Source organism: Gemmata sp. SH-PL17 (assembly GCF_001610855.1).
GTDB lineage: Bacteria > Planctomycetota > Planctomycetia > Gemmatales > Gemmataceae > Gemmata > Gemmata massiliana.
The window spans coordinates 1,309,529-1,334,307 of record NZ_CP011271.1; the positions used below are offsets into that span (position 1 = coordinate 1,309,529).

A 24,779-nucleotide genomic window follows, 5' to 3' on the forward strand; every position below is an offset into this window, starting at 1 on the left:
GTAGTTTATCCTATTTATCGAATCGAGTCCAGCGGCTACAATGAAAATCGGAAACCGAGCACGATCGCACGCGATTCAGGGGCCGTAAGGATGTTCTCGCGAACGGTAGAGTACGCCCTGCGCGCGGTGATTCACTTGGCGCACGAAGCGCCCAAAGCGCGAACCACGGCCCAAATCGCGGACGCGACTCAGGTGCCGAAGGACTACCTCTCGAAGATCTTGCAGGGGCTGGCCAAGAAGGGGTTGGTGGAAACGCAGCGCGGGGTCGGGGGCGGGGTTTCGCTGACGAGAACACCGGAAGAAATCACGATTCTCGACGTAGTGAACGCAGTGGAACCGATCGCGCGTATCGCGACGTGTCCGCTGAACCTGCCGAACCACGGCGCCAACCTGTGTCCGCTGCACCGGCGGATGGACGCGGCGATGGCCACTGTCGAGGAGGCGTTCCGCCGTAGCACTCTGGCCGAGGTACTGGCCGACCCCAGTACGAGTGTGCCGCTGTGCGACGGGAGCGGCACGATGCAAACGCTCAAAGTGCGTAACGGGTAAGAGCGGTTACTCGCGCTAAAACAATTCGTCAAACTGCCGGCGGAGTTCGCGGTCGCCGATGCGCTCGATCGTTTCTTCGACTTGCTGCCGAACCCGAGGCATGTGGCAGTGTGCGAGCGCGGCGAGTGCGTCGCGGGCCGTGCTTCTGTGTTCCTCAAGCAAAGAGAGAAGGAATTCGACCGCTCGGTCGTCCCGCAAAAGCGCGATGGCGATGAGCAGGTCGGGTTTGAAGTCGTCGTTGAAGGTGCTCCGCCACTTGGCGGTAAGAAGGTCCAACGCGCCGGGCGCCCGGGATTGGCCGATTGCGAGCGCCGCGTGCGCCCGAACCCGCGAGTCCTCACTATCGAGATAGTCCGCGACAACCGAGAAGTGCTTCACTTTGTCGCACGCAAGAATCTCCTCGAAGCCCGCGGCCATGACACTCGGGCTGTCGTCTCCGAGAAGGATCTTCAGCCTCAAGAGCGGGCCGCAAATCGCTCCGCCCAGCGCGGCGACGCAGTGAACCGCGGCCAGGCGCACGTCCTCGGTCGGGTCCGCGAGCAAACCCGCTAGTTCGTCGATTTCCGATGCAGAGCCCAACTCTGAATGGGCGTAGGCCGCGGCAATTCGCAACTCGGCGGCCGCGTCGCGACTACCCCGATTGGGTCGGGCGGGCCAGTAGCACGTCATTCCGCTGAGGTACGGTGCCGCGCGCTCGATTTTGAGTTGGCGCAGTGCGTTCACAATCGCAACTTTTGCCGCACAGTACCGATCCGCGCGCATCCCGTCGCTGTTGAAGCGCTCGAACGCGGCGCACAAGTCGCGAGCGAGTCGAGGGAGGGCGAGGCGCCCGGCCAACTCTGCTGCCTGAGCGACGACCGCACTCGTCCCGCTCGATAAGGCCGCGCGGAGCGTCTCGGTTGCCTGATCCTTGTCCGTGCTATCTCCCTCGTCGGACAACTGCTTGAGCGCGGCCGCGGTTGCTTTGGGGCGCGACATGATCTTCCGTGTTGGGTGTGTTGAGGGCGATTTTGGGGAGCGGCAATTTAACTGAGCTTTTCTCCGCTCCACATGTTGGTTGCTCGGCACGCGGGTCACTCGTCGCGCCCCACGCGGTACATCACGTCCGTCCGCAGAACGTACTTGCGCCCGGCGCGGACGGGTGCCCCTTCGTGCAACATGTAGTGGAAAAACACCAGTGCTTTGCCCGCTTCCGGCTTCACGCGGATGTCGGTCCCGTCCGGGAGTAGTAGCCCGTCGTCTTGGATATAGACGATGGTTTCGCCGCCCTCGCATTCACCACTCAGGTACACCATGAACGTGAACTGGCTCCGCTCGTCGTTCCGGGCGAAGACCCCGTCGGTGTGCGGGCGGAACGTCTGTCCCGGGTCGTAGCGGTAGAAGCGGAACCGTTCGTTCAGTGCGGTCGCTTCGCGCTCGCGGTACGGGGACGGCAGGAGCGGTTTCGCGCGGTCCCAGAGCTTGGCGGCCCAGTCGAAGTTGTCGAGCATCACGCGCTCGTTGTTCCGGACCTCCGGGGCCATCACGAACCCGGCGCCCGTGCTGATGGGCGCTGCGCCGTAGCCCACGGCTTCGGTCACGCGGATGTATTCCGCGCACTCTTCGGGCGTGAGGAAATCGTGGATCACGAACACCTGTTCGCCGTCGAGTTCTTCTTTTCGCATCGGGCGGGCCTCACGGAGAAAAGAGTGCGGTCATTGTCTCCGACACCGCGAGTCGGCAAAAGGTGATCTGCCGCGTGAACGGGAGCGCGTGTCGCGGTATACTTCGGTCGCGTTACTTCTCGGAGTACCCGATGCGACGATACCTCTCGGTTGCGGTCCTTGCGGCGTGCGCGTTTCCCGTTCGCGCCGCGGACAAGCCCAACATCATCGTGATGATGACGGACGATCAGCGGCACGACTTCATGTCGTGTGCGGGGCACCCGTTCATCAAGACGCCGAACATGGACCGCATCGCGAAGGAGGGTTACCGCTACGCGAACGCCTTCGTGACCAACGCGCTGTGCGCGCCGAGTCGGGCGTCGCTCCTCACGGGGCAATACTCGCACGCGAACGGCGTCCGGGACAATATGGGCACGAAGCTCAATCCCGATTCGCCGTGGTTGCCGGACGAGTTGCGGAAACAGGGGTACGAGGTCGCGTTCTGCGGGAAATCGCACGTTCCCGGGCACTTCCGCGAAAAGACCTGGGACTACTACTTCGGTTTCCAGGGGCAGGGGAACTACCTCAGACCGGTGATCGCCGAGAGCGGCGCGGACGGCAAGATCGGGCCGGACAAACCCTACGACGGCTGGATCGACGACGTTGTGACCGACAAGGCGCTTGAGTGGGTGAAGAAGGGACAGGAAAAGAGCAAGGGGCAGAAGCCGTTCGCGCTGTTCCTGTTCTTCAAGGCGCCGCACCGGGCGTGGCAGCCTGCGCCGCGTCACAAGGATCTGTACGCGGACGCCGTTGTGAAGAAGCCCGCGTTGTGGGAAGACGCCGGTACCGGAAAGCCGCGTGCGTTCCTTCAGGCCGCGAACATGATCGGCCAGTACCCGGACACGAAGGACTACGACGGCATGATCCGCGACTACTGCCGGTGCCTCACCGGGGTAGACGACAACGTGGGCAAGGTGCTGAAGGCGCTCGATGATCTGAAAATCGCCGACGACACGGCAGTCATGTACACGTCGGACAACGGGTTCTTCCTGGGTGAATGGCAGCGGTTCGACAAACGGTTCATGCACGAACCGAGTATCCGCGTTCCGCTCCTCGTGAAACTGCCGAAGGTGATACAACGGCACTACCGACCGATCGGTATGAAGCTCGACCCGATGGTACTGAACGTGGACATCGCGCCGACGGTGCTGGACCTCGCCGGCGTCGCGCCGCCGAAGGCGATGCACGGGCGGAGCGTGCTGCCGTTCGCGCAGCTCACCCCGGCCGGACCGCTGCCGCCGCACATGGTCCCGCGCGAGGCGTGGTACTACGAGTATTTCGAGTTCCCGGACGTGTCGCACAACGTGAACAAGCACCGCGGCATCCGGACTCCGAAATGGAAGTTCATTCACTACTACGAGCCGCCGTTCAAGTTCCGCGAGGAGTTTGAACTGTACGACCTGGAAAAAGACCCCGAGGAGCGCGTGAACCTCGCGAACCGCCCCGCGTTCCAGGCCACCGTGAAGGAATTGCAAGCGAAAATGGAATCGCTGCGCAAAGAGATCGGGTCCAAGGACGAGAAATAGCAGATTCCCCAGAATGCGAGCGCCCAATGGCCGACGACCCGACGATCCAAAGCCCACCGCGGACAACACTGACCGAGGTGCAGACCGAGCTACCGCACCTCCCAGAATCTGACGCACTTCCGGTGTTGTCGGGCTACACCGTGTCGCACGAGATCGCGCGCGGCGGGATGGGCGTCGTGTTCGCCGCGCACGATCTGGCCTTCGCGCGTGACGTGGCGATCAAAGTCATGCATGCGGGGCTGGACGCGAGCCGGTTCGTGATCGAGTCGCGCGTCACGGCCCGGCTCGCGCACCCCGGCGTTCCGCCCGTACACGCCCTCGGCACACTGTCTGACGGGCGCCCCTACCTCGTCATGAAGCTCATCCACGGGCGCACGCTCACCGAGGAATTGCGGCACACGGACCTCCCGCGGCTCCCGGTGTCGTTCGAGCAAATCTGTCAGACGGTGGGCTTCGCGCACTCTCAGGGGATCATTCACCGCGACCTGAAGCCGTCGAACATCATGGTCGGGGCGTTCGGTGAAGTGCAGGTCATGGATTGGGGGCTGGCGAAGGAGTTGCGGGACGCGGACCAGGACACCGTCCCCGACGTTCCTGCGGTTCGCACCTCGAATTTTCTGGAGACGATTGCTGGGCAGGTGAAGGGTACGCCGGCGTTCATGGCGCCGGAGCAAGCACGCGGAGAAGCGGTCGATGCGCGGGCCGATGTGTTCGCGCTCGGTGGCATCCTGGCCGTCATGCTGACGGGGAACCCACCGTTCATCGGTAACACCGTCCTCGACACCGTGCTGAAGGCCGCTCAAGCGCAATTGAGCGACTGCTTCGCGCAGCTCGATGCGAGCGGGGCCGATGCGGAACTGATCGCGGTCGCGCGCCGGTGCTTGGCGCCCGATCCGAGTAACCGGTACCCGGACGGTGCGGCCGTGGCCGAGGCCGTGAGTGCGTACCGGGCGGGCGTCGAGGAGCGCCTGAGCCGCGCCCAACGCGATCGCGCCGCGGCCGAAGCACGAACAGCCGAAGCGGTGAACACGCGGCGCGAAGCCGAGGCGCGACTGATCGAGCAGCGGAAGCGCCGGCGCGTTCAGTTGGCACTGGCGTTCGCGGTGCTGCTGATGGTGGCCGGGGGCGGCGCGGTCGCGTGGTGGCAGGACCGGCAGGCGGCCGAGCGGAAACTCACGGCCCAGCGCGAAGAGGCCGAGCGACTCGCGGACAGCCAACACCTGGAGGCGGATCGCCGGGCGGTCGAGGCGCGGCTCGTGGGCGAGCGCGACGCCGAGGCTCGCAACAAGAGCGCACAGGCGCAGCAAGGCGTCGAGGCCAGCCTGCGGCTCGCGGCGGATCTCCGGGGGCAGTACAAGTTCGGCCAGGCGCGTGCCGCACTCTCGCAAGCTGAGAATTTGGCTCGGGGAGGGGCGCCGGAACGACTCGCGGAAGTCGAGCAGGCGCGAGCCGATTTGTCGTTCGTCACCGAGCTAGACGAGGTGCGATTCCGCAAGTGGGTGTTCGTGATCGCGAACGGGAGGGGCGAGTTCAGCACTCAGAGTGCGCCGCCCGGCTATCGAAAGGCGTTCGCGGGTCGCGGATTGGATGTGACGACCCTCGATCTCGCCGAAGCGGCGCGGCGGGTGACTGCGTCGAGTGTGCGGATTGAAACCGTGGCGGCGTTGGACGACTGGGCGCTGTACGAACCGGACGCGAAAGTTCGGGAGCGACTGCTGGAAATCGCTCGGCGCGCTGATCCCGGGCCGTGGACCGACCGGTTCCGCGATCCCGCCGTTCGCACGAACAAAGCCGCCGTCGCGAAACTCGCTGCGGAAGCAGATTCGGCAGCGGTTTCGTCCACCGCGCTCGGTGGTTTGGCCGAACTGATGGAGCGGAACGGCTTGAACCCCGTTCCGATGTTGTCGGCCGCACGCGGGCGGTACCCGGCCGATTTCCAGTTGGCGTTCGTGTTGGCTTTGTGGCAGAAGGGCGGTCGGCAAATCGGCCCTTACGAGGCTGCTCGCGCGCTCCGACCCGAACACCTCACTACCTGGAATAACCTGGGATTTGCGCTGTACACACAGAGCGATTTCGATGGAGCTATCGCGGCTCTTCGAGGGGCGATCCGCATCGATCCGGCGTACCCGTCTCCGCACAACAACCTGGGTGTTGCACTGTATGCCAAGGGCGACTGGACGGGGGCCGCGGCTGCGTGGGGCGAACTCGTTCGACTCAGCCCGCTCGACGCGAAAGCACACGACAACTTGGGTTTGGTCCGGCACCAGATGGGTGATCTGAAAGGCGCCGAAGCCTCGTACCGCGAAGCGATACGGCTCGATCCGAAACTCGCTGCGGCGTACAGCAATTTGGGAGCGGTTTACCTCAACCGCGACGATCTCCCGGAAGCGATCCGCTGGGCACGCACCGCGACTCAAATTGATCCGACGTACCCCAACGCCTTTGCTCTGTTGGGCCACCTGCTGTTCAAGTCCGGCGACATCCCCGGCGCACGAGCTGCATTGACAGAAGCGGCTCGACTCAACCCACCGCGTTACTCGTCGCTCCTCGCGAGGTTGCCTCCGCTTACGATTGCTCCGCCGCCGCGAGAAGTCCGGCGGTAGGACGTGTGCGTCAATCGTTCCCGTTATTGAGCCTGCCATTTCGCCGCGTGCCCGGCTCGCGGTCCCTGCCACTCTGACACCGCGGGGCGTTTCTCTCCGCCGATGCGCTTTGGCAAAGTCTTGCTCCGTAGCATGTTGCGTTGCTCGTGGTTCGCGGCACAAACATTGCATGTGACCCGCGAAAACGATATTCCCTTTCGTTTCCCAACGGGCGGATAGACCGATGGCAGCCAAGCAACTTTCCTACGCCGATGATGCCCGGCAGAAACTCCTCGCCGGGGCCAGCAAGCTCGCTCGTGCTGTTCGCTCCACGCTCGGGCCGCGCGGCCGTAACGCCGTTCTCGACAAGGGCTGGGGCGCGCCGACCGTCACCAAGGACGGGGTCTCCGTCGCCGAAGACATCGAGCTGAAAGACCCGTTCGAGAACATGGGCGCGCAGCTCGTCAAGGAAGCGGCGAGCAAGACCTCCGACGTGGCCGGCGACGGCACCACCACCGCGACCGTCCTCGCCGAGTTCATCTTCCGCGAGGGGCTGAAGAGCGTCGCCGGCGGGCACGACCCGATGGCGCTCGTGCGCGGCATCCAGAAGAGCGTCGATAAGGTCGTCGAAGAGCTCCACAACATCGCCGAGACGATCGACCCGAAGGACAACAAGAGCATCACCGAGGTGGCCAGCATCGCGGCCAACAACGACAAGGAAATCGGCAAGAAGCTCGCCGAAGCGATGAAGCTGGTCGGCGCCGCCAACGGCGTCATCACGATCGAAGAAGGCAAGACCGCCGAAACCTCGATCAACGTCGTCCAGGGGATGCAGTTCGACCGCGGATACCTCTCGCCGCACTTCGTCACCAACCCCGAAACGGTGACGTGCGAGTTCGATAACCCGTACATCCTCATCTACGAAGAGAAGATCAGCAGCCTCAAGACGATCCTCCCGCTGCTCGAATGGGCGCACAAGGAAAAGGCCCAACTGCTCATCATCGCCGAAGACATCGAAGGCGACGCGCTCGCGGGCCTCGTGCTGAACAAGCTCAAGGGCGTCGTTCAGGTGTGCGCGGTGAAGGCGCCGGGCTACGGCGACCGCCGCAAGGCCATGCTCGAAGACATCGCCATCCTCACCGGTGGTAAGGCGATCTTCAAGGATCTCGCGATCCAGCTCGACGCCGTCACGCAGACCGCGAAGGGGCCGGTGCCGACGGTCGTCCACGACAAGGGGACGCTGGGCCGCGCCAAGAAGGTGAAGATCGACGCCGAGAACACGACCGTCACCGAGGGCAAGGGCGACAAGACCGCGGTCGAGGGCCGCGCCGAGTCGATCCGCCGGGAAATCGACAAGACCGAGAGCGAGTACGACCGCGAGAAGCTGCAAGAGCGCCTGGCGAAGCTCGCCGGCGGCGTGGCGCAACTCAAAGTCGGCGGTGCGACCGAAACCGCGATGAAGGAGCGCAAAGCGCTGTACGAAGACAGCCTCCACGCGACCCGCGCGGCCATCGCCGAAGGCATCGTGCCCGGCGGCGGCGTGGCCCTTCTCAACGCCCGCAAAGCGATCGAAAAGAGCAAGCTCGCGGGCGACGAGGGCGAAGGCGCCCGCGTGCTGTTCCGGGCGCTCGAAATGCCCTGCCGCATGATCGCGGAGAACGCCGGTGCGGACGGCACCGTGGTCGTGTCCAAGATCCTCAAGGGCGAGAGCAAGAACTTCGGGTACAACGCGGACAGCGGCGAATACACCGACCTCCGCAAGGTCGGCGTCATCGACCCGGTCAAAGTCACCCGCAGTGCGCTCCAGCACGGGGCGAGTGTCGCGTGCCTCCTCCTCACCACCGAGTGCATGATCGCCGATATCCCCGAGCCGAAGAAGGCCGGCGGCGACCACCACGACCACGATCACGGCGGTGGGATGGGTGGCATGGGAGGAATGGGCGGGATGGGCGGGATGGGCGGGATGGGTGGCATGCCGGGGATGATGTAGTAGGCAACATTCGTTCGCCCCGGGACGCTCTCCCGGGGCGACGTGTCACCCGATCGGGTGAATACAAAATCAGACCGAAGAACTGCGACTCCTCGGGGCGACGCCCCGGGTTCCGACAAGATTCAACCGGAGCACAGAAATGGCCAAAGCAGAAAAGCAACTGACCCTGAAGCCGCTCGACGACCGCGTGGTGCTGGAGCCGACCGAGGCGGAAGAAAAGTCGGCCGGCGGCATCCTGCTGCCCGACACCGCCAAGCAGAAGCCGCAACAGGGCAAGGTGGTCGCGGTCGGCCCGGGCAAGCTCTCGGACAAGGGCGCCCGCACCGCGCTGGCCGTGAAGGTCGGCGACGTCGTGCTGTTCGGCAAGTACAGCGGGTCCGACGTCGAAGTGAACGGCAAGGAATACAAGATCGTCCGCGAGTCCGAGATCCTCGGCAAGCTCAACAAGTAATTCAAAACCCGTTTCACCGCGGAGGGCGCAGGGAACGCCGAGATCGAGAACGAGGTTCCGCACTCTCACGTTTTCTCTCCGCGCCCTCTGCGTTCTCTGCGGTGAACAACTTCCTGGAGACACAATGGCGAAGCAACTGCTGTACACCGACGACGCGCGGAAGAAGCTCCTGGCCGGCGCCGAGAAGCTGGCCCGCGCGGTCGGCTCGACGCTCGGGCCGACCGGCCGCAACGTCATCATCGATAAGTCGTTCGGCGGCCCGACCGTCACCAAGGACGGCGTGACCGTCTCGAAGGAGATCGACCTCGCCGACCCGTTCGAGAACATGGGCGCCAAGCTCGTGAACGCGGTCGCCCAGAAGACGAGCGACGGGGCCGGCGACGGCACCACCACCGCGACCGTCCTGGCGCTCGCGATCTACCAGGAAGGGCTGCGGAACATCACCGCCGGCGCCAACCCGATGGCCGTGAAGCGCGGCATCGACAAGGCCGTGGCCGCCGCGGTCAAGCACCTCGAAGACAACCTGACGCGCAAGCTCTCCAAGAAGGAAGAGATGCAGCAGGTGGCCGCGATCTCGGCCAACAACGACCCGAAGATCGGCTCGCTGATGGCCGAGGCGTTCGAGAAGGTCGGGCGCGACGGGGTCATCACGGTCGAAGAGGGCAAGACCTCCGAAACCGTGCTGGAGTTCGTCGAGGGGATGCAGTTCGACAAGGGCTACATCTCGCCGTACTTCGTGGTGAACACGCCGGAACTGAAGTGGGAGCACGAGAACGTCTCCGTGCTGCTGTTCGAGAAGAAGCTCTCGAACGTGCGCGAGATGCTGCCGCTGCTCGACGCGGTCGCGAAGGCCGGCCGCCCGCTGCTCATCATCGCCGAAGACGTCGAGAGCGAAGCGCTCGCGGTCCTCGTGGTGAACCGGCTGCGCCAGTTGCTCGAAGTGTGCGCGGTGAAGGCGCCCGGCTTCGGCGACCGCCGCAAGGCCATGATGGAAGACATCGCGGTCCTCACCGGCGGCACGTTCGTCAGCGAAGACCTCGGGATCAAGCTCGACAGCCTCGAAGAGGTCAGCCCCGCCGAGCAACAGCGCGGCGCCCGCCCGCAACCGCGCGTGTTCGCGCTGCTCGGGCACGCGACCCAGGTGTCGGTCGACAAGGAAAACTGCACCATCATCGTGGACCCGGACGAGGCCCGCGAAGAGGCGATCAAGGCCCGCGCCCAGACGATCCGCACCCAGATGAACCAGACCGAGAGCGAGTACGACAAGGAGAAGTTCTCCGAGCGCCTCGCGAAGCTCCTCGGCGGCGTGGCGATCGTCAAGGTCGGCGCCTCGACCGAAGCCGAAATGAAGCAGACCAAGGGCCGCATCGAGGACGCGCTGCACGCGACCCGGGCCGCGGTGTCCGAAGGCATCGTCCCGGGCGGCGGCGTGGCCCTGCTCCGGTGCGTCCCGGTGGTCGAGGCCGCGGGCGAGAAGCTCAAGGGCGACGAGCGCATCGGGGCCGAGATCGTGGCCCGCGCGCTGGAGAAGCCGATCCGCACCATCGCCGAGAACGGCGGCGTGGACGGCGCGGTGGTGGCCGACGAGGTGACCACCCGCGGCGAGAAGGACCAGAACATCGGGTACGACGCCAACACCGGCAAGTACGTCGACATGTTCAAGGCCGGCGTGCTCGACCCGCTCCGCGTCACCCGCAGCGCGCTGACCAACGCCGCCAGCATCGCCGCCCTCATGCTGACGACCGAGGTCATGGTCACCCGCATCGACGAGGACGACAAGAAGTCCAAAGTCGCCGGGGCGATCGCCTGATCGTATGGGTAAAGTCAAGGGCACAGGGCTTCCGCCCTGTGCTACGGAAGACGGCCCCTCCGGGGCGAAGAGAAGGACACCTGAGCTGGTTCGTGGGTGTTTCTGTCTTCCGCCCCGGAGGGGCCGTCTTCCGTAGCACAGGGCGGAAGCCCTGTGCTTGTCTGTGTACCCATTACCGTGTGCCGCCTATGATGGGTATTGTGTCGTTCAATTACCCCCAGTTCACCGCCCAATTCCTATGGCCGAGAAGCGCGACTACTACGAGGTGCTGGGCGTGATCCGCACGTCCACCGAGGTGGAGATCACCAAGGCGTACCGGCAACTCGCGAAGAAGTACCACCCGGACCGCAACATTGGCGACGACGAAGCCAAAATCAGATACGCCGAGGTCGACGAGGCCTACGCGATACTGAACGACCCGAACAAGCGCGCCCGCTACGACCGGCACGGGCACGCGGGGGTGCAGGGCGGGGCCGGTGGGGGCGAGGGCGTCGACCTGGGCGACTTCCTGGGCGACTTCTTCGGTGGGCTGTTCGGTGGTGGCGGTGGCGGGCGCCGGCAGCGCGGCCCGCGCCGCGGGGAGAACATCGCCGCGGTTCTCGACTTGGATCTGCTCGAAGCCGCGACCGGCGTTAGCAAGACGTTCACCGTTCCGTCGGAACAGAACTGCCGCGACTGCGCCGGGGGCGGCGCGAAGCCCGGTACGCAGCCGGCCCAGTGCCGCCGGTGCCGCGGCCAGGGGTACGAGGTCGCGGACACGGGGTTCGGTATCGCGACGCGGATGCGGTGCCGCGGGTGCAACGGGCGCGGCGTGGTCATCACGGACCCGTGCCCGACGTGCCGCGGGGCCGGGCGCGTCGAGGTGCGCGAGCCGGTCACGGTGAACATCCCGGCGGGCGTGGACACCGGCATCCGGTTCACCTACCCCAACGGCGGGCACGCGGGCGAACCCGGCGCGCCGCGCGGGGATCTCGAACTCGTGATCCGCGTTCACGAGCACAAGAGCTTCGAGCGCGACGGGCACAACCTGATCTGCCAGTGCCCGATCACGTTCAGCAAGGCCGCGCTCGGCGGCCCGATCGAGATCACCACGCTCACGAATCAGAAGGTGACCATCGAGGTGCCGCGCGGGAGCCAGACGCACGCGACCGTCGTCCGCGTACCGGGGCACGGGATGCCCTGGCTCGACGACGCCCGGCGCAAGGGCGACCTGCTCGTGCAACTGGTGGTCGAGACGCCCACGAAACTGACCGCGGAGCAAGAGGAACTGTTCCGCAAACTCGCGGACCTAGAGGGCACCCTTGCCCCCGGCCCGCGGAAGGGAATTTTCGGTAAATTGAAGGATCTCGTGAGCGGTGACCACCCTCCAAAAGAAGAGAAGAAGTGAGACACCTGTAACTCGCAAGGTGGTCCGAATTTTGCACGCTCCCTCGTTGTGCTAACGAACACAATTTCACACAAACGAACGCGCTGACTCCGCCCCAGGGTTCCACGAATGGCCGACGAAACACCCCCCGATTCGATCCCTGTCGACAACCCTTCCGAACTCGCGGCGGTGCGCGCGAAACTGGAAGCGACCGAGCAGGAGCTGAGCAACTACAGACTGAAACTCGCGGACTTCGACAACGCCCGCAAGCGGCTACTGCGCGACGTCGAGGTCGAGCGCAAGTACGCGGCGGAGTCGCTCGCCCGCGACCTGCTCGCGCCGCTCGACAACCTGGACCGCGCGCTCGACGCCGTGAAACGCGCCGGCGAAACCGGGCCGCTCGCCACGGGCGTGTCCGCGACCGCGGCGCAGTTCCTCGACGCCCTCAAGCGGCACGGCATCACGCGGATCGTGTGCGAACCGGGGGCAGATTTCGATACGAACTTGCACCAGGCGGTGATGCAGCAACCCGGAACCGAGTTCGCGGCCGGGCAGGTGGTGCAGGTGCTCCAGCACGGGTTCATGCTGCACGACCGCGTTTTGCGACCGGCGTCGGTGATCGTGGCCAGCGAAGCGTGATTTCGAGTTCCGGGTTCCCGCTCCAAGTTGGCGGAACCTGGGACCGTGGATCGGTACCCAACTTGAAACCCGCAACTCGGAACCCGAAACCGCAACATGCCGACATACGACTACCGCTGCAGTGCGTGTGGCCACACGTTCGACGAGCTTCAGAAGTTTTCGGACGCGCCGCTGACGAAGTGCCCGGCGTGCAAGAAGAACAAACTCGAGCGCCTGTTCGGGGGCGGCGGCGCGATCATCTTCAAGGGCGGCGGTTTCTACGAAACCGACTACCGTCGTGCGGGGGAGAAGAAGGACGACGGCGCCGGCGACAAGGGCGACAGCGGGGCGGGCAAGACCGAGACGAAGGAAGCGAAGGCCGAAACCCCGGCGCCCGCGGCCGAGAGCGCGCCGAAGACCGAAACCAAAAGTGAGAGCAAGAGCGGGGGCGCGAAGAAGAAGGGGAAGTGACGGAGCGGGTTGTCCGGGTTGTCGGGAGAATTCCCGAAGTCGGGAGAAGGCGGAACCGATGAATAAGGTGCAATGCTCGACCTGTGACGCGGTAATGCCGGGAAGTTGGCAGGAGTATCCGGACTATCCGTTCTGCTCCGCACGGTGTCGCAAGATCGATTTGGGGCGCTGGCTCGACGGAAAATATCGCGTGCCCGACCCAACGCCGCCGGACGACGCTTCTTCTAGCGCGCCCGACGACGCCGACTGACCCGCTCGTTGTTCCCACGGCCGATCCTCCGGCCGATTTACGATAGATAACGCTTGAAGGCCGTGCGTCGCGACGCGCGGCCTTCGGCGTTTTGTGGCGCGCCGGGAAAGATCGGCTATGCTGTTAGTGTGTCCTTGCTGTGGTGATGTAAGGTCTGGTCTTTGGTTTGGTGGCACGGGCCTCTGGCCTGTGTGAGTGCCTCCACAGGCCAGAGGCCCGTGCCACAAGCAAAGCGCAATGTGCCCTTGTATTGAATGTGGTCCGCTCGCTCCGCGAGCGGTTTCGGATCTCGGACGACGAGCCGCGACCGCAAGGGAATGGTGGCGCTTCCCGCTCCCTTGCGGTCGCGGCTCGTTTTAAAGGTTCCGGCGCTCACGAAAACGCGAGCGCCGCCTCTCCCACCCGAACGGATCACACTCGCACGGAAACACCGCTCGCGGAGCGAACGGTCCCCACGACCCGAGCGCGAACCCCGGTGCGCCGTGACGTTCCTCATCGACGGCTACAACCTGATGCACGCGGTCGGCCTCGTGAACCGCAAGACCCCGTGCGCGCAATTCGAGCGCGCGCGCACGCGGTTCCTCGACTGGCTCGCCGACGGTGTGAAGGGGCGTGCAGTCACGGTTCGCGTGGTGTTCGACGCCCAGGATGCACCGGCGCCCTCACTCGAAATGACCCACCGCAGGGTGCGAGTGCGGTTCGCGTACCAGCGCACTGCAGATGACGTGATCGAGGAACTCGTTGCGGTCGAGCAGAAACCGCACACGGTCACGGTCGTGTCGAACGACTCGCGCGTCCGCGAGGCCGCCCGGCGCGCGGATTGTGGCGTCGCGTCGTGTCAGGAGTTTACCGACTGGTTGATTAGTACCGTTCCCGAGTATTCGGGCGTTGTGGCACCTCCACAGGAGCCGGACAAGCCCGAACTCACCCCGGACGAACTGAACGAGTTTCTGGAAGCGTTCAGCAAACCGAAGCCGAAACCGTAAACGGTCCGGCGTTATACTGGCGGCGGGGGCGGTATTTCGATCCGATCGCGGAACGGTTTGTTCTCGCGGTAAAGCGCCAGTCGCGTTTCGTAGTCGGGCTTGCTCGCGTCTGGAACCAGTTCCACCGCCTTTTGTTGCCATTTCACTGCGTCCTCGAACCGGCCGAGTTCCGCGTAGGCCGCCGCGAGCGTGTCCACGTAGCCGGGCGCCTCGTGGTTGGTGAGTTCGCACGCCCGGAGCGCGTCGCGGAGGGCCGCGGAGCCGTCTCGCAGATCATCCTGCGGACAGGTCGCGCGCACCCAGGCAACGTGGTTGAGTGTAGCCGCGTCGTTCGGGTCGATTTCGGCCGCTTTCAGGTGGTCCGCGAGCGCCGGTGCGAAATCACCGAGCTGGTACCGGAGCGACGCGCGAAGGTTGTACGCGGAGTCCGATTGCGGGTTCCGCTCGATCACGGCCGATGCGTCGGAGAGCGCGGCGTGAAGATCGCCCCCGCGCCGGTTCGCGAGCGCGCGGCCGAAGTACGCCCGCGCGCTATCCGGACGCAGCGCGATCGCCTGGGTAAAGTCTTCGATCGCCCGCGCGGTGTCACGCAGTTCGTGGAAAGCGTACCCGCGCTGTACGAACGGGGCCGGGTCGTCGGGCGTGAGTCGGATCACTTCCGTGAAGTCTTCGATCGCGGGCTGCGTGTTCCGGAGCCGCAGGTGCGACAGACCACGATTGAACCACGGCGCGGCGTCGGCAGGATCGATCGTGATGGCCTTGGTGAAGTCCGAGATCGCTTTGACGTGGTCTTCGAGTTCCGCGTAGGAGACGCCGCGCAGGTTCAATGCGTCCGAGTGCTTCGGGTCGATCTTCAGCACCCAGGTGAAGTCGGAGACCGCTTTCGCGTGCTCGTCGCGCTCGGCGTAAACGCGCGCCCGCTGCCAGAACGCTTCCGTGCTCATCGGCTGGAGCCGCAGGGCCGTGCTCAGGTCACTGAGTGCCTCGTCTGTCCGGCCGAGCGCGTCGAGCGACATCGCGCGGTAGAGGTAGGCCCGCCCGTGGCGCGGGTTGATCCGGAGTGCGGTGCCGTAATCGACGACGGCTTCTTCATGCTGGTTGAGCGCCGAGTACGCATTCCCGCGGTTGAAGAACACGCGGAACGTGTTGGGGGCTAACTTCGCCGCCACTTCGTAATCCACAAAGGCCGCGTCGTAGTTCTTCTGCCGGCTGTACACGGCCGCGCGGCCGTTCACAGCGTCCGGGTCGTCCGGGTCGAGTTCGATGGCCCGTGTGTAGTCGGCGAGCGCGGAATCGAGGTCGCCGCTATCGACGTGGGCGGTGGCGCGGTTGTGGTACGCTTCGGCATAGTCCGGCCGCAGTTCGATGGCTTGAGTGAAGTCGGCGACCGCATCGTCGTGTTTCCCGGCGGCGGCGAGCGCGTTCCCGCGGTGGAAGTACAGTTCGGCGTCGGCCGGTTCGAGATCGACGGCCCCGGAGAACGCCTCGACCGCTTTCCCGTACTCGCCGCGCCGCGTGTAAGCGTGCCCGCGGCGGACGAGGATCAGAATTTCGGAAGGGGTGTCGCTTGCCATACGAGCATTATACCGGCGTAAGCACTTGTGATTGGAAGCCGGTTGCCGCGCTCGCGGATTTGCGAGTTCGGTCACTCGGCCGGTTTCTCACTCTCTTTCTTCCATTCTTGCAGCTTGCGGTACATCGTGCGCTCGCTGATTTTGAGCATTTTGGCCGCCTCTTCCCGGTTCCCACCGGTCAGCTCCAGCGCCTTTTCCATGTAGAAGCGCTCGACCTCGTCGAGCGGGCGCCCGATCAGGTGGTCCGGACCGCTTGACACGGTTGTGCCGCCCGCGCCGGGCGGTTTCACACCCGCGTCGTCCGGGAAGTCGTCGGGCGTGAGTTCACCGTCGAGATCGAGGACCATCATGCTGTCGAGCAGGTTCCGCAACTCGCGCACGTTCCCGGGCCAGTCATAGCCCTCGAAGGCTTTCCACACACCGGGCGACACCTTCGGCACCGGCTTGTTGTCGCGCCTGGCGAAGTCCTTCAGGAAGTGCGAAACCAGTTGCGGGACATCTTCGCGGTGCTCTCGCAGCGGGGGAAGTTTGATTGTGCCGACCTTCAGCCGGAAGTAGAGATCCTGCCGGAACCGTCCCGCGTCCACTTCTTTCTGGAGGTCTTTGTTCGTGGCCGCGATGATGCGCACGTCCACTTTGATCGGGTCATTGGCTCCGATACGCACGATTTCGCCGTTCTCCAGCGCGCGGAGCAGTTTCGCCTGGAGCGCGAGCGGCATGTCGCCGATTTCGTCGAGGAACAGCGTCCCCCCGTGCGCGTGCTCGAACCGGCCCTTGCGCGCGCCCTTGGACCCGGTGTACGCGCCGTCCTCGTGGCCGAACATCTCGTCGTCGAGGAGGTTCTCGTTGAGCGCGGCGCAGTTCATCGCGGTGAACGGCTTGGCCTTGCGCGGGCTGTTGGTGTGGAGCGAGCGGGCGACCAGTTCTTTGCCGGTTCCGTTCTCGCCCAAAATGACAACGGACGCGGACGAGGGCGCGTAAGCCCGTAGCGCCTTCAGCACCTTCTGCATGTTCGGGCTGTTGCCGACTACGCCCTCGAAGCCGAACTTCTCGTCGATCTGCCGGCGCAGGTCGCGCAGCGTGCCCACGCGCTTGGCGGAGTTCTCGACCACCGCACGCAGTTCCGCCAGGTTCAGTGGCTTGCGCAGGTAGTGGGCCGCCCCGCGCTTCATGGCCTCGACCGCGGTTTCGATCTCCGCGAACCCGGTGATGACGTACACGTCGACATCCGGGCGCAGTTGCTTGCACCGCTCCACGACCTCCAACCCGTGTAGGTCGGCCATCTTCAGGTCGGTGAGCACCACGTCGAACGGCGTCTGCTCCAGCTTCGCGACGCCGGCCTTTCCCCCGGTCGCGATGGTGCAGGCGTGCCCGCGGCGCTCCAGGCTCTCGGCCACCGTTTCGGCGTGCGTCTTGTCGTCGTCGATCACGAGGATCTGGAGCGGTTCGGCCGGGGCGGACATAAAAGCGGTTCCTTCGCAAAACGAGTGCGGTTCCGTTAGTTTAGCGGTGCCCCGGGGCGAGGCACCGATTAACATGTTTCCTACCTGCCTCGAAAGGAGCCACTCTCCAATGACCCGTGTTCGCATTTCCGTTATCGCACTCACTTTTGCTGCCGTTGTGAGTGCCGCACTCGTCGGTACCTCCGCGCCCGCAACGACCGGTAGCCGGATGACCGCGTCCGCGACCGCGTTCCTCGGGTCGCTGTCGCCGGAACTGAAGAAGAAGGCCAGTTTCGATTTCACCGACCCGCACCGCGCCGCGTGGTTCTTCACCCCGCGCCAGGACGGGGAGAAGAAGTTCACGCGCAAGGGCGCGCGCCTCGAAGAGATGACCGCGGAGCAGAAAAAGGCCGCGATGGAATTGCTGAAGTCCGGCCTCTCCGCGAAGGGGTACGAGCAGGCCACCACGATCATCGGGCTGGAGAACCTGTTGCTTGAACTCGAAGGGCCGAAGAGCGCGATGACGCGCAACCCCTCGTGGTACTTCGTGAGCGTGTTCGGGGAGCCGTCGAGCACCGGGAAGTGGGGCTGGCGGTTCGAGGGGCACCACCTGTCGGTGAACTACACGCTCGATAAGGGCGAGGTGGTGGCCGGCGCGCCGATCCTGTTCGCATCGAACCCGGCCGAAGTGAAGGACGGGGCGAAGAAGGGGCTGCGCCCGCTGCCGGAGATCGAGGATCACGTCCGCGCGCTCATCAAATCACTCACCGAGGAGCAGGACAAGATCGCGAAACAACCGAAAGCGTTCCCGGAAATCAAGGAGGGGCAGGCCAAGGCGGACGTGGGCGCCCCGGTCGGCATCACCGCGGACAAGCTCACCGCGGACCAGAAGGCGACGCTCGTGAAGCTGCTGCAAGCCTACGCCGGGCGCATGCCGGACGAACTCGCCGACACCGAAATGAAGAAGGTGAAGGCGACGCCTGATACGAAGCTGTTCTTCGCCTACAGCGGCAGCCCGAAGCCGGGCGAGGGGTACACGTACCGCGTGCAGGCGCCGGATTTCGTCGTCGAGTTCCTGAACGTGCAGGCCGACAGCGCGAAGAATCAGGCGAACCACATCCACAGTGCGTGGCGCCGGCTCCCGATCGACTTCGGCCTGAGCGAGTAACGCGATCGGTTGATTGAAGTGAAATGCGCCGGGCGGCACTCTTGAGAGTGCCGCCCGGCGCGTTTCCTGGGACCGCAGACGTCCCGTCTGTCGCGTGCACCGTGAATACAGTAATTTCAGGCTGCTATGAGGTAGGGACGCCTTTACGGGGTGACCCCGACAGTTGCTAACGGACGAGGACCAATTGATGCTGCGCGGATCGCTGCTCCCGCTCCTGGCTCTGGTTTCGATCATCGCCCCCTCAAGTGCGTTCGCCGCCGACCCGCCGCTCAAGGGCGCGGTGATCGTGGTCGACCCGGGGCACGGGGGCCAGGGGTACTCGAAGAGTTACACCGGCGGAACTCGGGGCGTGCACTCGAAGATGACCGAAGGTGAACTCAATCTCAAAGTCGGGCTCGAACTCGCGAAGATCCTTCAGGACCAAGGGGCAACGGTCCACCTGACCCGCGTGGGCGACCACCGGCTCAGCCCGGAAGGGTCGAGCAACTCCGACGAGCTTCACGCCCGGATCGACTTCTTCGAGCACCACGAGTGCCACTTCTTCCTGTCCGTTCACCACAACGCGGGCGCCGCGAGCGCGACCGGTCACACGGCCCTGTACAAGCACAACGCGGCCGACGACACCTTGTATGAAGCGATCGCCCGAGGGGTGAACGAGGCCCTCGACGGAGCGGTCCCCGGACCGAAGCGGGCGCTCATCAAGGGCAGCTACCACATTCTTCGGGAGACACCGATCCCGGGAACCATCGCCGAATCCGGGTTCATGACCAACCGAGACTTCGACGACCTCTCGACCCGGCCCGAGTACCCGAAGAAGGAAGCGGCGGCGATCGCGAAGGGAGCGGTGAAGTATTGGACCACCCACCAGGCCGCGCTGGTCGCACTCCGGGAGAAGCTCGCGAAGGACCGAGCGGCAAAGCCCCGCGACCCGAAGACCTACACCGCGATCGCCCTGAACCCGGCTCACAAGGAGCGAATGAAAGCTCTCCTCGACACCGTCGCCCCGGGCGGGAAGTACGAAGCGGCGAAAGCGGGCGAATACGTCGAAGCGTTCCGCAAAGTGATAGCCACTGATCCGAAAGCGCTGTTCACTGTGAAGGCGGAAAGCACCGGGGAGCGGATCAAGTTGACCGGGGAAGCCGACCAGAAGCTCCACAATCAGTTGATCGACATGCTGGTGGCGATGAAGCTGTACGGGATCGTGAACGAGGTACGGGTGCCGAAGGCGAAGTGACGCGAATCGTCGGGCGCCCGGCTCTATGGGAACCGGGCGCGTGTCACGGACTTCGATGATCTCTTCGACGCGCTACTCCTTGCCCAAAACCAGATCGACGACCCAACAGCCCCGGGCGTGCTCACCGGGCTGCCGGCAGTGATTGAGGATGTCATCGTTATCACAACCGGCGTCTTGGAGGGCGTCGGCCAGGATCGGCATCAGGTCAAAGGCACGATCTTGGTAAATGCCTTCGGCAAGGGCGCAAACGACCGAGGTAAGCCAAGAAGGTTCGAGTGCGACAGGACGAAAGGGGTTGCCGAAGATGTCACGGAGCAAACTGGTCTGAAGACAACCTTCCGTCTGCTGGCAGGGTTCGTCAAATCCAACTCGCCCCAATCTCCTGCGAGAATCCATTCGGCAGCGCGCAGCGGAACGAAGATTGGCTCCATAGTGCCACAGTCGCACACCCTGCCCACCTCATGAGTCATTTCATCTCGCCACCGGCTCGGAGCATTAAGCAACAGCCCAGGTACAACTGCCCTAAACAACAGAATTTACAAATGAAACCCCATCTGACCACTGAGCGGCACGGCAATGGCTGTTGCATAGGGTTAATGACTCTTACGGAGTTGAATTTCAACTAAAGAGTCAGTCCGCAACCCAAGGCCGAGGAGGAAGGCATGTTTGCAGCCCTTTATGCGATTACTGCAGCGGCGTCACTGACCAGTTCACCGGTGATGGAGAGCCTACAGCCTCCCAAAGTGTGGAAAGACAAGCTAGTCAGCATTCTGACAATCAAGGACACCGTCGATGAAGGCACAGAGGGTAGTAAGGGCAGCACGTTCCCTCCGAGCGGAGGCACTACGTACAACACGCTAACCTACCCTGGAACGCTTGAAGTGACTGATCCGGGGGAATCTGGAGAAGGGGTTATCAAGTACTCCTTCAAGGCTCGAATCCGCAAGAAAAACTACGAAGCTGGTGCCGAGGTCGGAACTCACGACTCCAACATTAACGGCGTGATTACGGCAAAATACAGTTTCACATTTAGTGGAAAAGTACTGATTGATGTAAAGGACATTAAGTACGAGTCTGGGAACGAGCACAACGCGGGACGTTGCATCTATAACCGGATCAAGAATACGAACGGGGCGACCGTGAAGTGACGAACAGGCTCAGGAGATGCTTGCCCTCGCAACAGAGCACTGTGGGGGCAAGCGGATGGAACGAATCGAGCACCGGGAACAGACTCCGCTGATAAATGTTTGGCTGTAGACGCCCTCAAATTGCATCAGCGCTCCCACAGTTTGCGGTCCAGCGCCCGGAAGCCAATCGCTTCGGCGACGTGGTCCTGCGTGATGCGCTCGCTCGCCGCGAGGTCGGCGATGGTGCGCGCGACGCGCAAGATGCGGTCGTGGGCACGCGCGGATAGCCCCAGCGCCTCCATCGCTTCCTTCAACGTGGTTTGGCCGTCGGCGTCGAGCACACAGTAGGTACGAATCTGCTTCGAGGTCATGCGCCCGTTCAGTCCGCCGGCCTTACTGCCGAACCGCTGAGCCTGAATCGCACGCGCCGCGAACACCTGCTCGCGCATCGCCGCGCTCCCGGTGCCGTCGCCGGGTTTCGAGAGGTCTTCAAAGGGAACCGGCGGCACTTCGATGTGGAGGTCAATCCGGTCCAATAGAGGGCCTGAGACCCGCCCCATGTACTTCTCGACGGCAATCGGGGCACATTTACACGGCTTCTTCGGATCGCCCAGGAAACCACAAGGGCACGGGTTCATCGCGGCGCAGAGCACGAAGTCGGCCGGGAACGTGGTCGAGTGTGCGGCGCGACTGATCGTCACGCGGCCCTCTTCGAGCGGCTGACGCAGCGCTTCGAGGCTCCGTCGGTTGAACTCGGGCAGCTCGTCGAGAAACAGCACGCCGTGGTGCGCGAGCGAGATCTCGCCCGGTTGCGGGACGCCCCCACCGCCGACCATCCCCGCGTCGCTGATCGTGTGGTGCGGGCTGCGGAACGGCCGCGTGCAGAGCAGCGCTTCGCCCGGCTGGAGTTTCCCCACCGCGGAGTACACCCGCGTCGTCTCCAGGCTCTCGTTCGGCGTGAGCGGCGGCAGAATCGTGGGCAGCCGGCGCGCGAGCATCGTCTTTCCGCTGCCGGGAGACCCGAGCATAAGAACGTTATGCCCGCCGCTCGCGGCAACGGTCAGCGCGCGTTTCGCGAATTCCTGCCCCTTCACGTCCGCGAAGTCGATCGCGTACTTGTTGAGGTTCGCTTCGATGTCGTCGGTTGGGGGCGAAACCGGGTCGATCGGCGCCAACCCCGTCACGATGCCCACAGCCTCCGCGAGCGAACCGACGCCGTACACCTCCACCTCGCGCACGACGGACGCTTCTCGCGCGTTCGCCGACGGCACAATCAGCTTGCTGATCCCGCGGGCACGTGCCTCCATTGCCACCGACAGCGCGCCAACAATCGGGCGCACGGTCCCGTCGAGCGCGAGTTCCCCGACGATGGCGAACGTTTCGATCCGGTCGGCGACGATTTGCCCCAACGAAGTGATCAGACCGAGCGCGATAGGGAGATCAAACGCCCCTGCATCCTTCCGCAAGTCCGCGGGCGCCAAATTGACAACGGTGCGGCCCGTCGGCAGTCGGTAGCCGAGGTTCACCAGCGCCCGTTCGATGCGGTGAATACTCTCCCGCACCGCCATTTCCGGCAGCCCGACGATCACCGTTCGGGGCTGCTGGGCCGGCGACGTATCGACCTCGACCTGAACCGGAACCGCATCGATCCCGAGCAGCGCGAATGTGTTCAATTGGGCGAGCATGGATTGCCTTCGGTGAGTCCCCAGCGCCGAATGCAATATGATGTGCGAAAGCCCGCAGAATTGCGAGTGTCAAAATCAGCCGCAAGTGATCCGGTTCAGCTCCAATGCACCGGTACGGGCGAACGGCCGGTATGAACGAAGCGAAAACAAGAAGCGTTTTTGACAGGATTAACAGGATCAACCGGATCAGAACCAAATGCAAATTGCATTCTTAATCTTGTCGATCCTGTTAATCCTGTCAAAAATTGCCTTTTCATCAGGCGCAAGACAACCGGCCGCTTGCCCAATGCCAATTCCGCCAACTACTTCTTGAGGCGCTCCATCGGCTTGTTGTCGATCGCGAGGCGTTTGATGGCGAACCGGCCGGTTCGGATGATCGGCATGATTGTGGCTGCCCAGATGAGCGTGATGAACGCCCCCGGTTTCACGAGCATCGCCTTACGCGAGGGGTCGGTCGGGTCCGCTTGATCGGACTCCAGGAACGTGCCCGTCATCCAGTCGCGCATGTTGAGCAGACAAATGGCGTCCAGCACGATGAGCGCGACACAAATGATGAGCCCGATGATGCCCGGCCCCAGGTGGTTCATGTAGTCGCCGAACTCCGGCGCCCACACCTTCTTCTGCTCAGCCTTCTCGCGGGTCACGTTGTTGAACCCGCAGTGGATGCACACCTTCGCGTCGGGCGGGTCGAGTTCTTGGGCGCAGTGCGGGCACCGGGCCACGTCGGATTCGGCGATCACGCCGAGCGGGTTCGGCTTCGCGCCGCCGTCATCGTCGTCATCGTCCTGGAACTTGTACGGGGCGTCCGCGGGCTTCGGTTCCTCTTTCTTCGGCTCCGGCTTCTTGGCCTGAACCCCCACTCCACCGGGCTTCGCCGGCTTCGCGCTCTTCGCGGGTCGGGCCGGCTCCGGCTCCTCCGCCACGAACGGGTGGCCGCAGTGTTTGCATTTGATCTTCTTGCCCAGCACCGTGTCCGGCACCTTGAGCGTCGTGTCGCAATTCGGGCACGGGATCTCAGTTACGGTCGGCATAAGCGCCCCTCGTTCTCTCGGCTGCAACGCAGTGATTCGACCTTTTCCGGCGGACCTGGCGACGAAAACCCGAACGCGCGGGCATAAAATCGGCCGGGATGGGATCAGTATCCTAGAAAATAGCGTATCCGCTCGGCACTCTACCAGAGGCGGGGAATGCAAAGTTCCAAGTTTCAGGGTTCAAATTCCGATTTCCAAACACGACGTGAGCGCCCCTGGAACCCGCCGGACGCGGCCCGGTTCTGACTGTAACTGTTCGCTCGCCCGGAACCCGAACCCGAAACTTGAACCCAAACTTCCCCGGTGCCGCTGTGTCGCAAGCCACTCTTGAGCCGCCCGTGACCTTCGCGTCCGATAACCCGAGTTTCGAGATGCCCGCCACCGGCGCGATCGATCCCACCCCCGCGCAGACCGCGCCCGCCGCTTCGCCCCGCACCGGGGAACCGCGCCTCCTCATCTCACTGGCCACGTACAACGAGGCCGGGAACATCGCGGCGCTGATCGCGGATATTCACAAGGTCGTGCCTCACGCGGACGTGCTGGTGATCGACGACAACTCCCCGGACGGGACCGGGCGCATCGTCGCCGAACTCGCGGGATCGGACCCGCGCATCCAGGTGCTCCACCGCCCGGGCAAACTCGGGCTGGGCACCGCGACCCTCGCCGCGATGAAGTTCGCGATGGCGCGGGACTACGACTACCTCCTGAACATGGACGCGGACTTCAGCCACCCGCCCCGCTACCTCCCCGGCATCCTCGCCGGGATGAGCAAGAACGATGTGATGATCGGGTCGCGGTACGTTCACGGCGGCGGGACCGAGAACTGGCCGCTGCCGCGCCGGGTCATCAGCCAGTCCGTCAACGCCCTCGTGCGGCTCACGTTCCGGATGCCGGTGAAGGACGCCAGCGGCGCCTTCCGGTGCTACCGCGTGAGCATGCTGCGCGACGCGGAACTGGACCGCGTGCGCTCGCGGGGGTACTCGTTCCAGCAGGAAGTGCTGTTCCGGTGCTATAAGTCCGGGGCGAAGCTCGGCGAATACCCGATCCTGTTCGAGAACCGCCGCGCGGGGGTGAGCAAGGTCAACAAAAAGGAAGCCGCCCGGTCGATGAGCATGATCCTCTACATCGGGTTGCGGAACGTGTTCGGGCTCGAACAGCGCCGGGTGTAATTCCCACCGGTTGGGCGAACCCGGCCTGCAAGGGCCGCGGGTCTAGT

At 64.3% G+C, this 24,779-nt stretch carries 22 protein-coding genes; 16 read left to right on the forward strand and 6 right to left on the reverse strand.

All coding sequences use genetic code 11. The features are described 5' to 3' along the window. Window positions 1-90 precede the first annotated feature (90 nt). Window positions 91-549 (forward strand): RrF2 family transcriptional regulator, encoded by a 459-nt coding sequence (locus tag VT84_RS05320; protein ID WP_082838769.1) that lies wholly within the window; start codon window positions 91-93, stop codon window positions 547-549. Between the two features lie 15 nt (window positions 550-564). Here VT84_RS05320 and VT84_RS05325 read toward each other — a convergent pair whose 3' ends face one another. Beyond that, window positions 565-1,527, reverse strand: a complete 963-nt coding sequence (locus VT84_RS05325) for a HEAT repeat domain-containing protein (protein ID WP_052560585.1) — start codon at window positions 1,525-1,527, stop codon at window positions 565-567. Between the two features lie 95 nt (window positions 1,528-1,622). Then, on the reverse strand, window positions 1,623-2,213 hold the full coding sequence (locus VT84_RS05330; RefSeq protein ID WP_082838770.1) for a 2OG-Fe(II) oxygenase: 591 nt from the start codon (window positions 2,211-2,213) through the stop codon (window positions 1,623-1,625). A gap of 131 nt (window positions 2,214-2,344) precedes the next feature. On the opposite strand from VT84_RS05330, the gene VT84_RS05335 reads away from it, so the two are divergent. From VT84_RS05335 to VT84_RS05380, 10 genes are all read left to right on the forward strand, one after another. Continuing rightward, entirely contained in the window at window positions 2,345-3,778 is a 1,434-nt protein-coding gene (locus VT84_RS05335; protein ID WP_082838771.1) for a sulfatase, read from the forward strand. A 26-nt stretch (window positions 3,779-3,804) separates the two neighbouring features. Next, entirely contained in the window at window positions 3,805-6,381 is a 2,577-nt protein-coding gene (locus VT84_RS05340) for a protein kinase domain-containing protein (protein ID WP_082838772.1), read from the forward strand. Window positions 6,382-6,604: 223 nt separating this feature from the next. Further along, window positions 6,605-8,350 (forward strand): chaperonin GroEL, encoded by a 1,746-nt coding sequence (gene groL / locus VT84_RS05345; protein WP_082838773.1) that lies wholly within the window; start codon window positions 6,605-6,607, stop codon window positions 8,348-8,350. Between the two features lie 139 nt (window positions 8,351-8,489). Continuing rightward, the gene (gene groES / locus VT84_RS05350; protein ID WP_052560590.1) at window positions 8,490-8,801 is read left to right on the forward strand and encodes a co-chaperone GroES; all 312 of its coding nucleotides are present in this window, start codon (window positions 8,490-8,492) and stop codon (window positions 8,799-8,801) included. Between the two features lie 124 nt (window positions 8,802-8,925). After that, window positions 8,926-10,611: a chaperonin GroEL gene (gene groL, locus VT84_RS05355; RefSeq protein WP_052560591.1), complete on the forward strand. Its 1,686-nt coding sequence runs from the start codon at window positions 8,926-8,928 to the stop codon at window positions 10,609-10,611. Between the two features lie 238 nt (window positions 10,612-10,849). After that, on the forward strand, window positions 10,850-11,998 hold the full coding sequence (dnaJ, locus tag VT84_RS05360) for a molecular chaperone DnaJ (protein WP_052560592.1): 1,149 nt from the start codon (window positions 10,850-10,852) through the stop codon (window positions 11,996-11,998). Between the two features lie 108 nt (window positions 11,999-12,106). Continuing rightward, window positions 12,107-12,616, forward strand: a complete 510-nt coding sequence (locus VT84_RS05365; protein ID WP_052560593.1) for a nucleotide exchange factor GrpE — start codon at window positions 12,107-12,109, stop codon at window positions 12,614-12,616. A gap of 96 nt (window positions 12,617-12,712) precedes the next feature. Beyond that, the gene (locus VT84_RS05370) at window positions 12,713-13,066 is read left to right on the forward strand and encodes an FmdB family zinc ribbon protein (protein ID WP_052560594.1); all 354 of its coding nucleotides are present in this window, start codon (window positions 12,713-12,715) and stop codon (window positions 13,064-13,066) included. Between the two features lie 58 nt (window positions 13,067-13,124). Beyond that, window positions 13,125-13,316 (forward strand): DNA gyrase inhibitor YacG, encoded by a 192-nt coding sequence (locus VT84_RS05375; protein WP_082838774.1) that lies wholly within the window; start codon window positions 13,125-13,127, stop codon window positions 13,314-13,316. 482 nt (window positions 13,317-13,798) lie between these two features. Next, window positions 13,799-14,302 (forward strand): NYN domain-containing protein, encoded by a 504-nt coding sequence (locus tag VT84_RS05380; RefSeq protein WP_162271599.1) that lies wholly within the window; start codon window positions 13,799-13,801, stop codon window positions 14,300-14,302. Window positions 14,303-14,313: 11 nt separating this feature from the next. Here the strand turns inward: VT84_RS05380 and VT84_RS05385 are convergent, their stop codons facing one another. Both VT84_RS05385 and VT84_RS05390 read right to left on the reverse strand, forming a co-directional pair. Continuing rightward, on the reverse strand, window positions 14,314-15,876 hold the full coding sequence (locus VT84_RS05385) for a tetratricopeptide repeat protein (RefSeq protein ID WP_082838776.1): 1,563 nt from the start codon (window positions 15,874-15,876) through the stop codon (window positions 14,314-14,316). A 71-nt stretch (window positions 15,877-15,947) separates the two neighbouring features. After that, complete coding sequence (locus VT84_RS05390) at window positions 15,948-17,339, reverse strand: sigma-54-dependent transcriptional regulator (protein ID WP_052560597.1); 1,392 nt, start codon at window positions 17,337-17,339, stop codon at window positions 15,948-15,950. A 109-nt stretch (window positions 17,340-17,448) separates the two neighbouring features. Here VT84_RS05390 and VT84_RS05395 point away from each other — a divergent pair, with 109 nt between their 5' ends. From VT84_RS05395 to VT84_RS05410, 4 genes are all read left to right on the forward strand, one after another. Further along, on the forward strand, window positions 17,449-18,486 hold the full coding sequence (locus VT84_RS05395; RefSeq protein ID WP_162271600.1) for a DUF3500 domain-containing protein: 1,038 nt from the start codon (window positions 17,449-17,451) through the stop codon (window positions 18,484-18,486). A gap of 187 nt (window positions 18,487-18,673) precedes the next feature. Then, a complete protein-coding gene (locus tag VT84_RS05400; protein ID WP_082838778.1) occupies window positions 18,674-19,720 on the forward strand; it encodes an N-acetylmuramoyl-L-alanine amidase in 1,047 nt (348 codons plus the stop codon). Between the two features lie 117 nt (window positions 19,721-19,837). Then, window positions 19,838-20,185, forward strand: coding sequence for a hypothetical protein (locus tag VT84_RS38100; protein ID WP_157469202.1), 348 nt, complete (start codon window positions 19,838-19,840; stop codon window positions 20,183-20,185). Between the two features lie 197 nt (window positions 20,186-20,382). Continuing rightward, a complete protein-coding gene (locus VT84_RS05410; RefSeq protein ID WP_082838779.1) occupies window positions 20,383-20,868 on the forward strand; it encodes a hypothetical protein in 486 nt (161 codons plus the stop codon). Between the two features lie 125 nt (window positions 20,869-20,993). Here the strand turns inward: VT84_RS05410 and VT84_RS05415 are convergent, their stop codons facing one another. Beyond that, entirely contained in the window at window positions 20,994-22,532 is a 1,539-nt protein-coding gene (locus VT84_RS05415; protein WP_082838780.1) for a YifB family Mg chelatase-like AAA ATPase, read from the reverse strand. Window positions 22,533-22,834: 302 nt separating this feature from the next. After that, on the reverse strand, window positions 22,835-23,563 hold the full coding sequence (locus tag VT84_RS05420; protein ID WP_082838781.1) for a zinc-ribbon domain-containing protein: 729 nt from the start codon (window positions 23,561-23,563) through the stop codon (window positions 22,835-22,837). Window positions 23,564-23,901: 338 nt separating this feature from the next. Between VT84_RS05420 and VT84_RS05425 the strand changes: the two genes are divergently transcribed. Further along, window positions 23,902-24,732 (forward strand): polyprenol monophosphomannose synthase, encoded by an 831-nt coding sequence (locus tag VT84_RS05425; RefSeq protein WP_239465693.1) that lies wholly within the window; start codon window positions 23,902-23,904, stop codon window positions 24,730-24,732. Window positions 24,733-24,779: the final 47 nt, after the last annotated feature.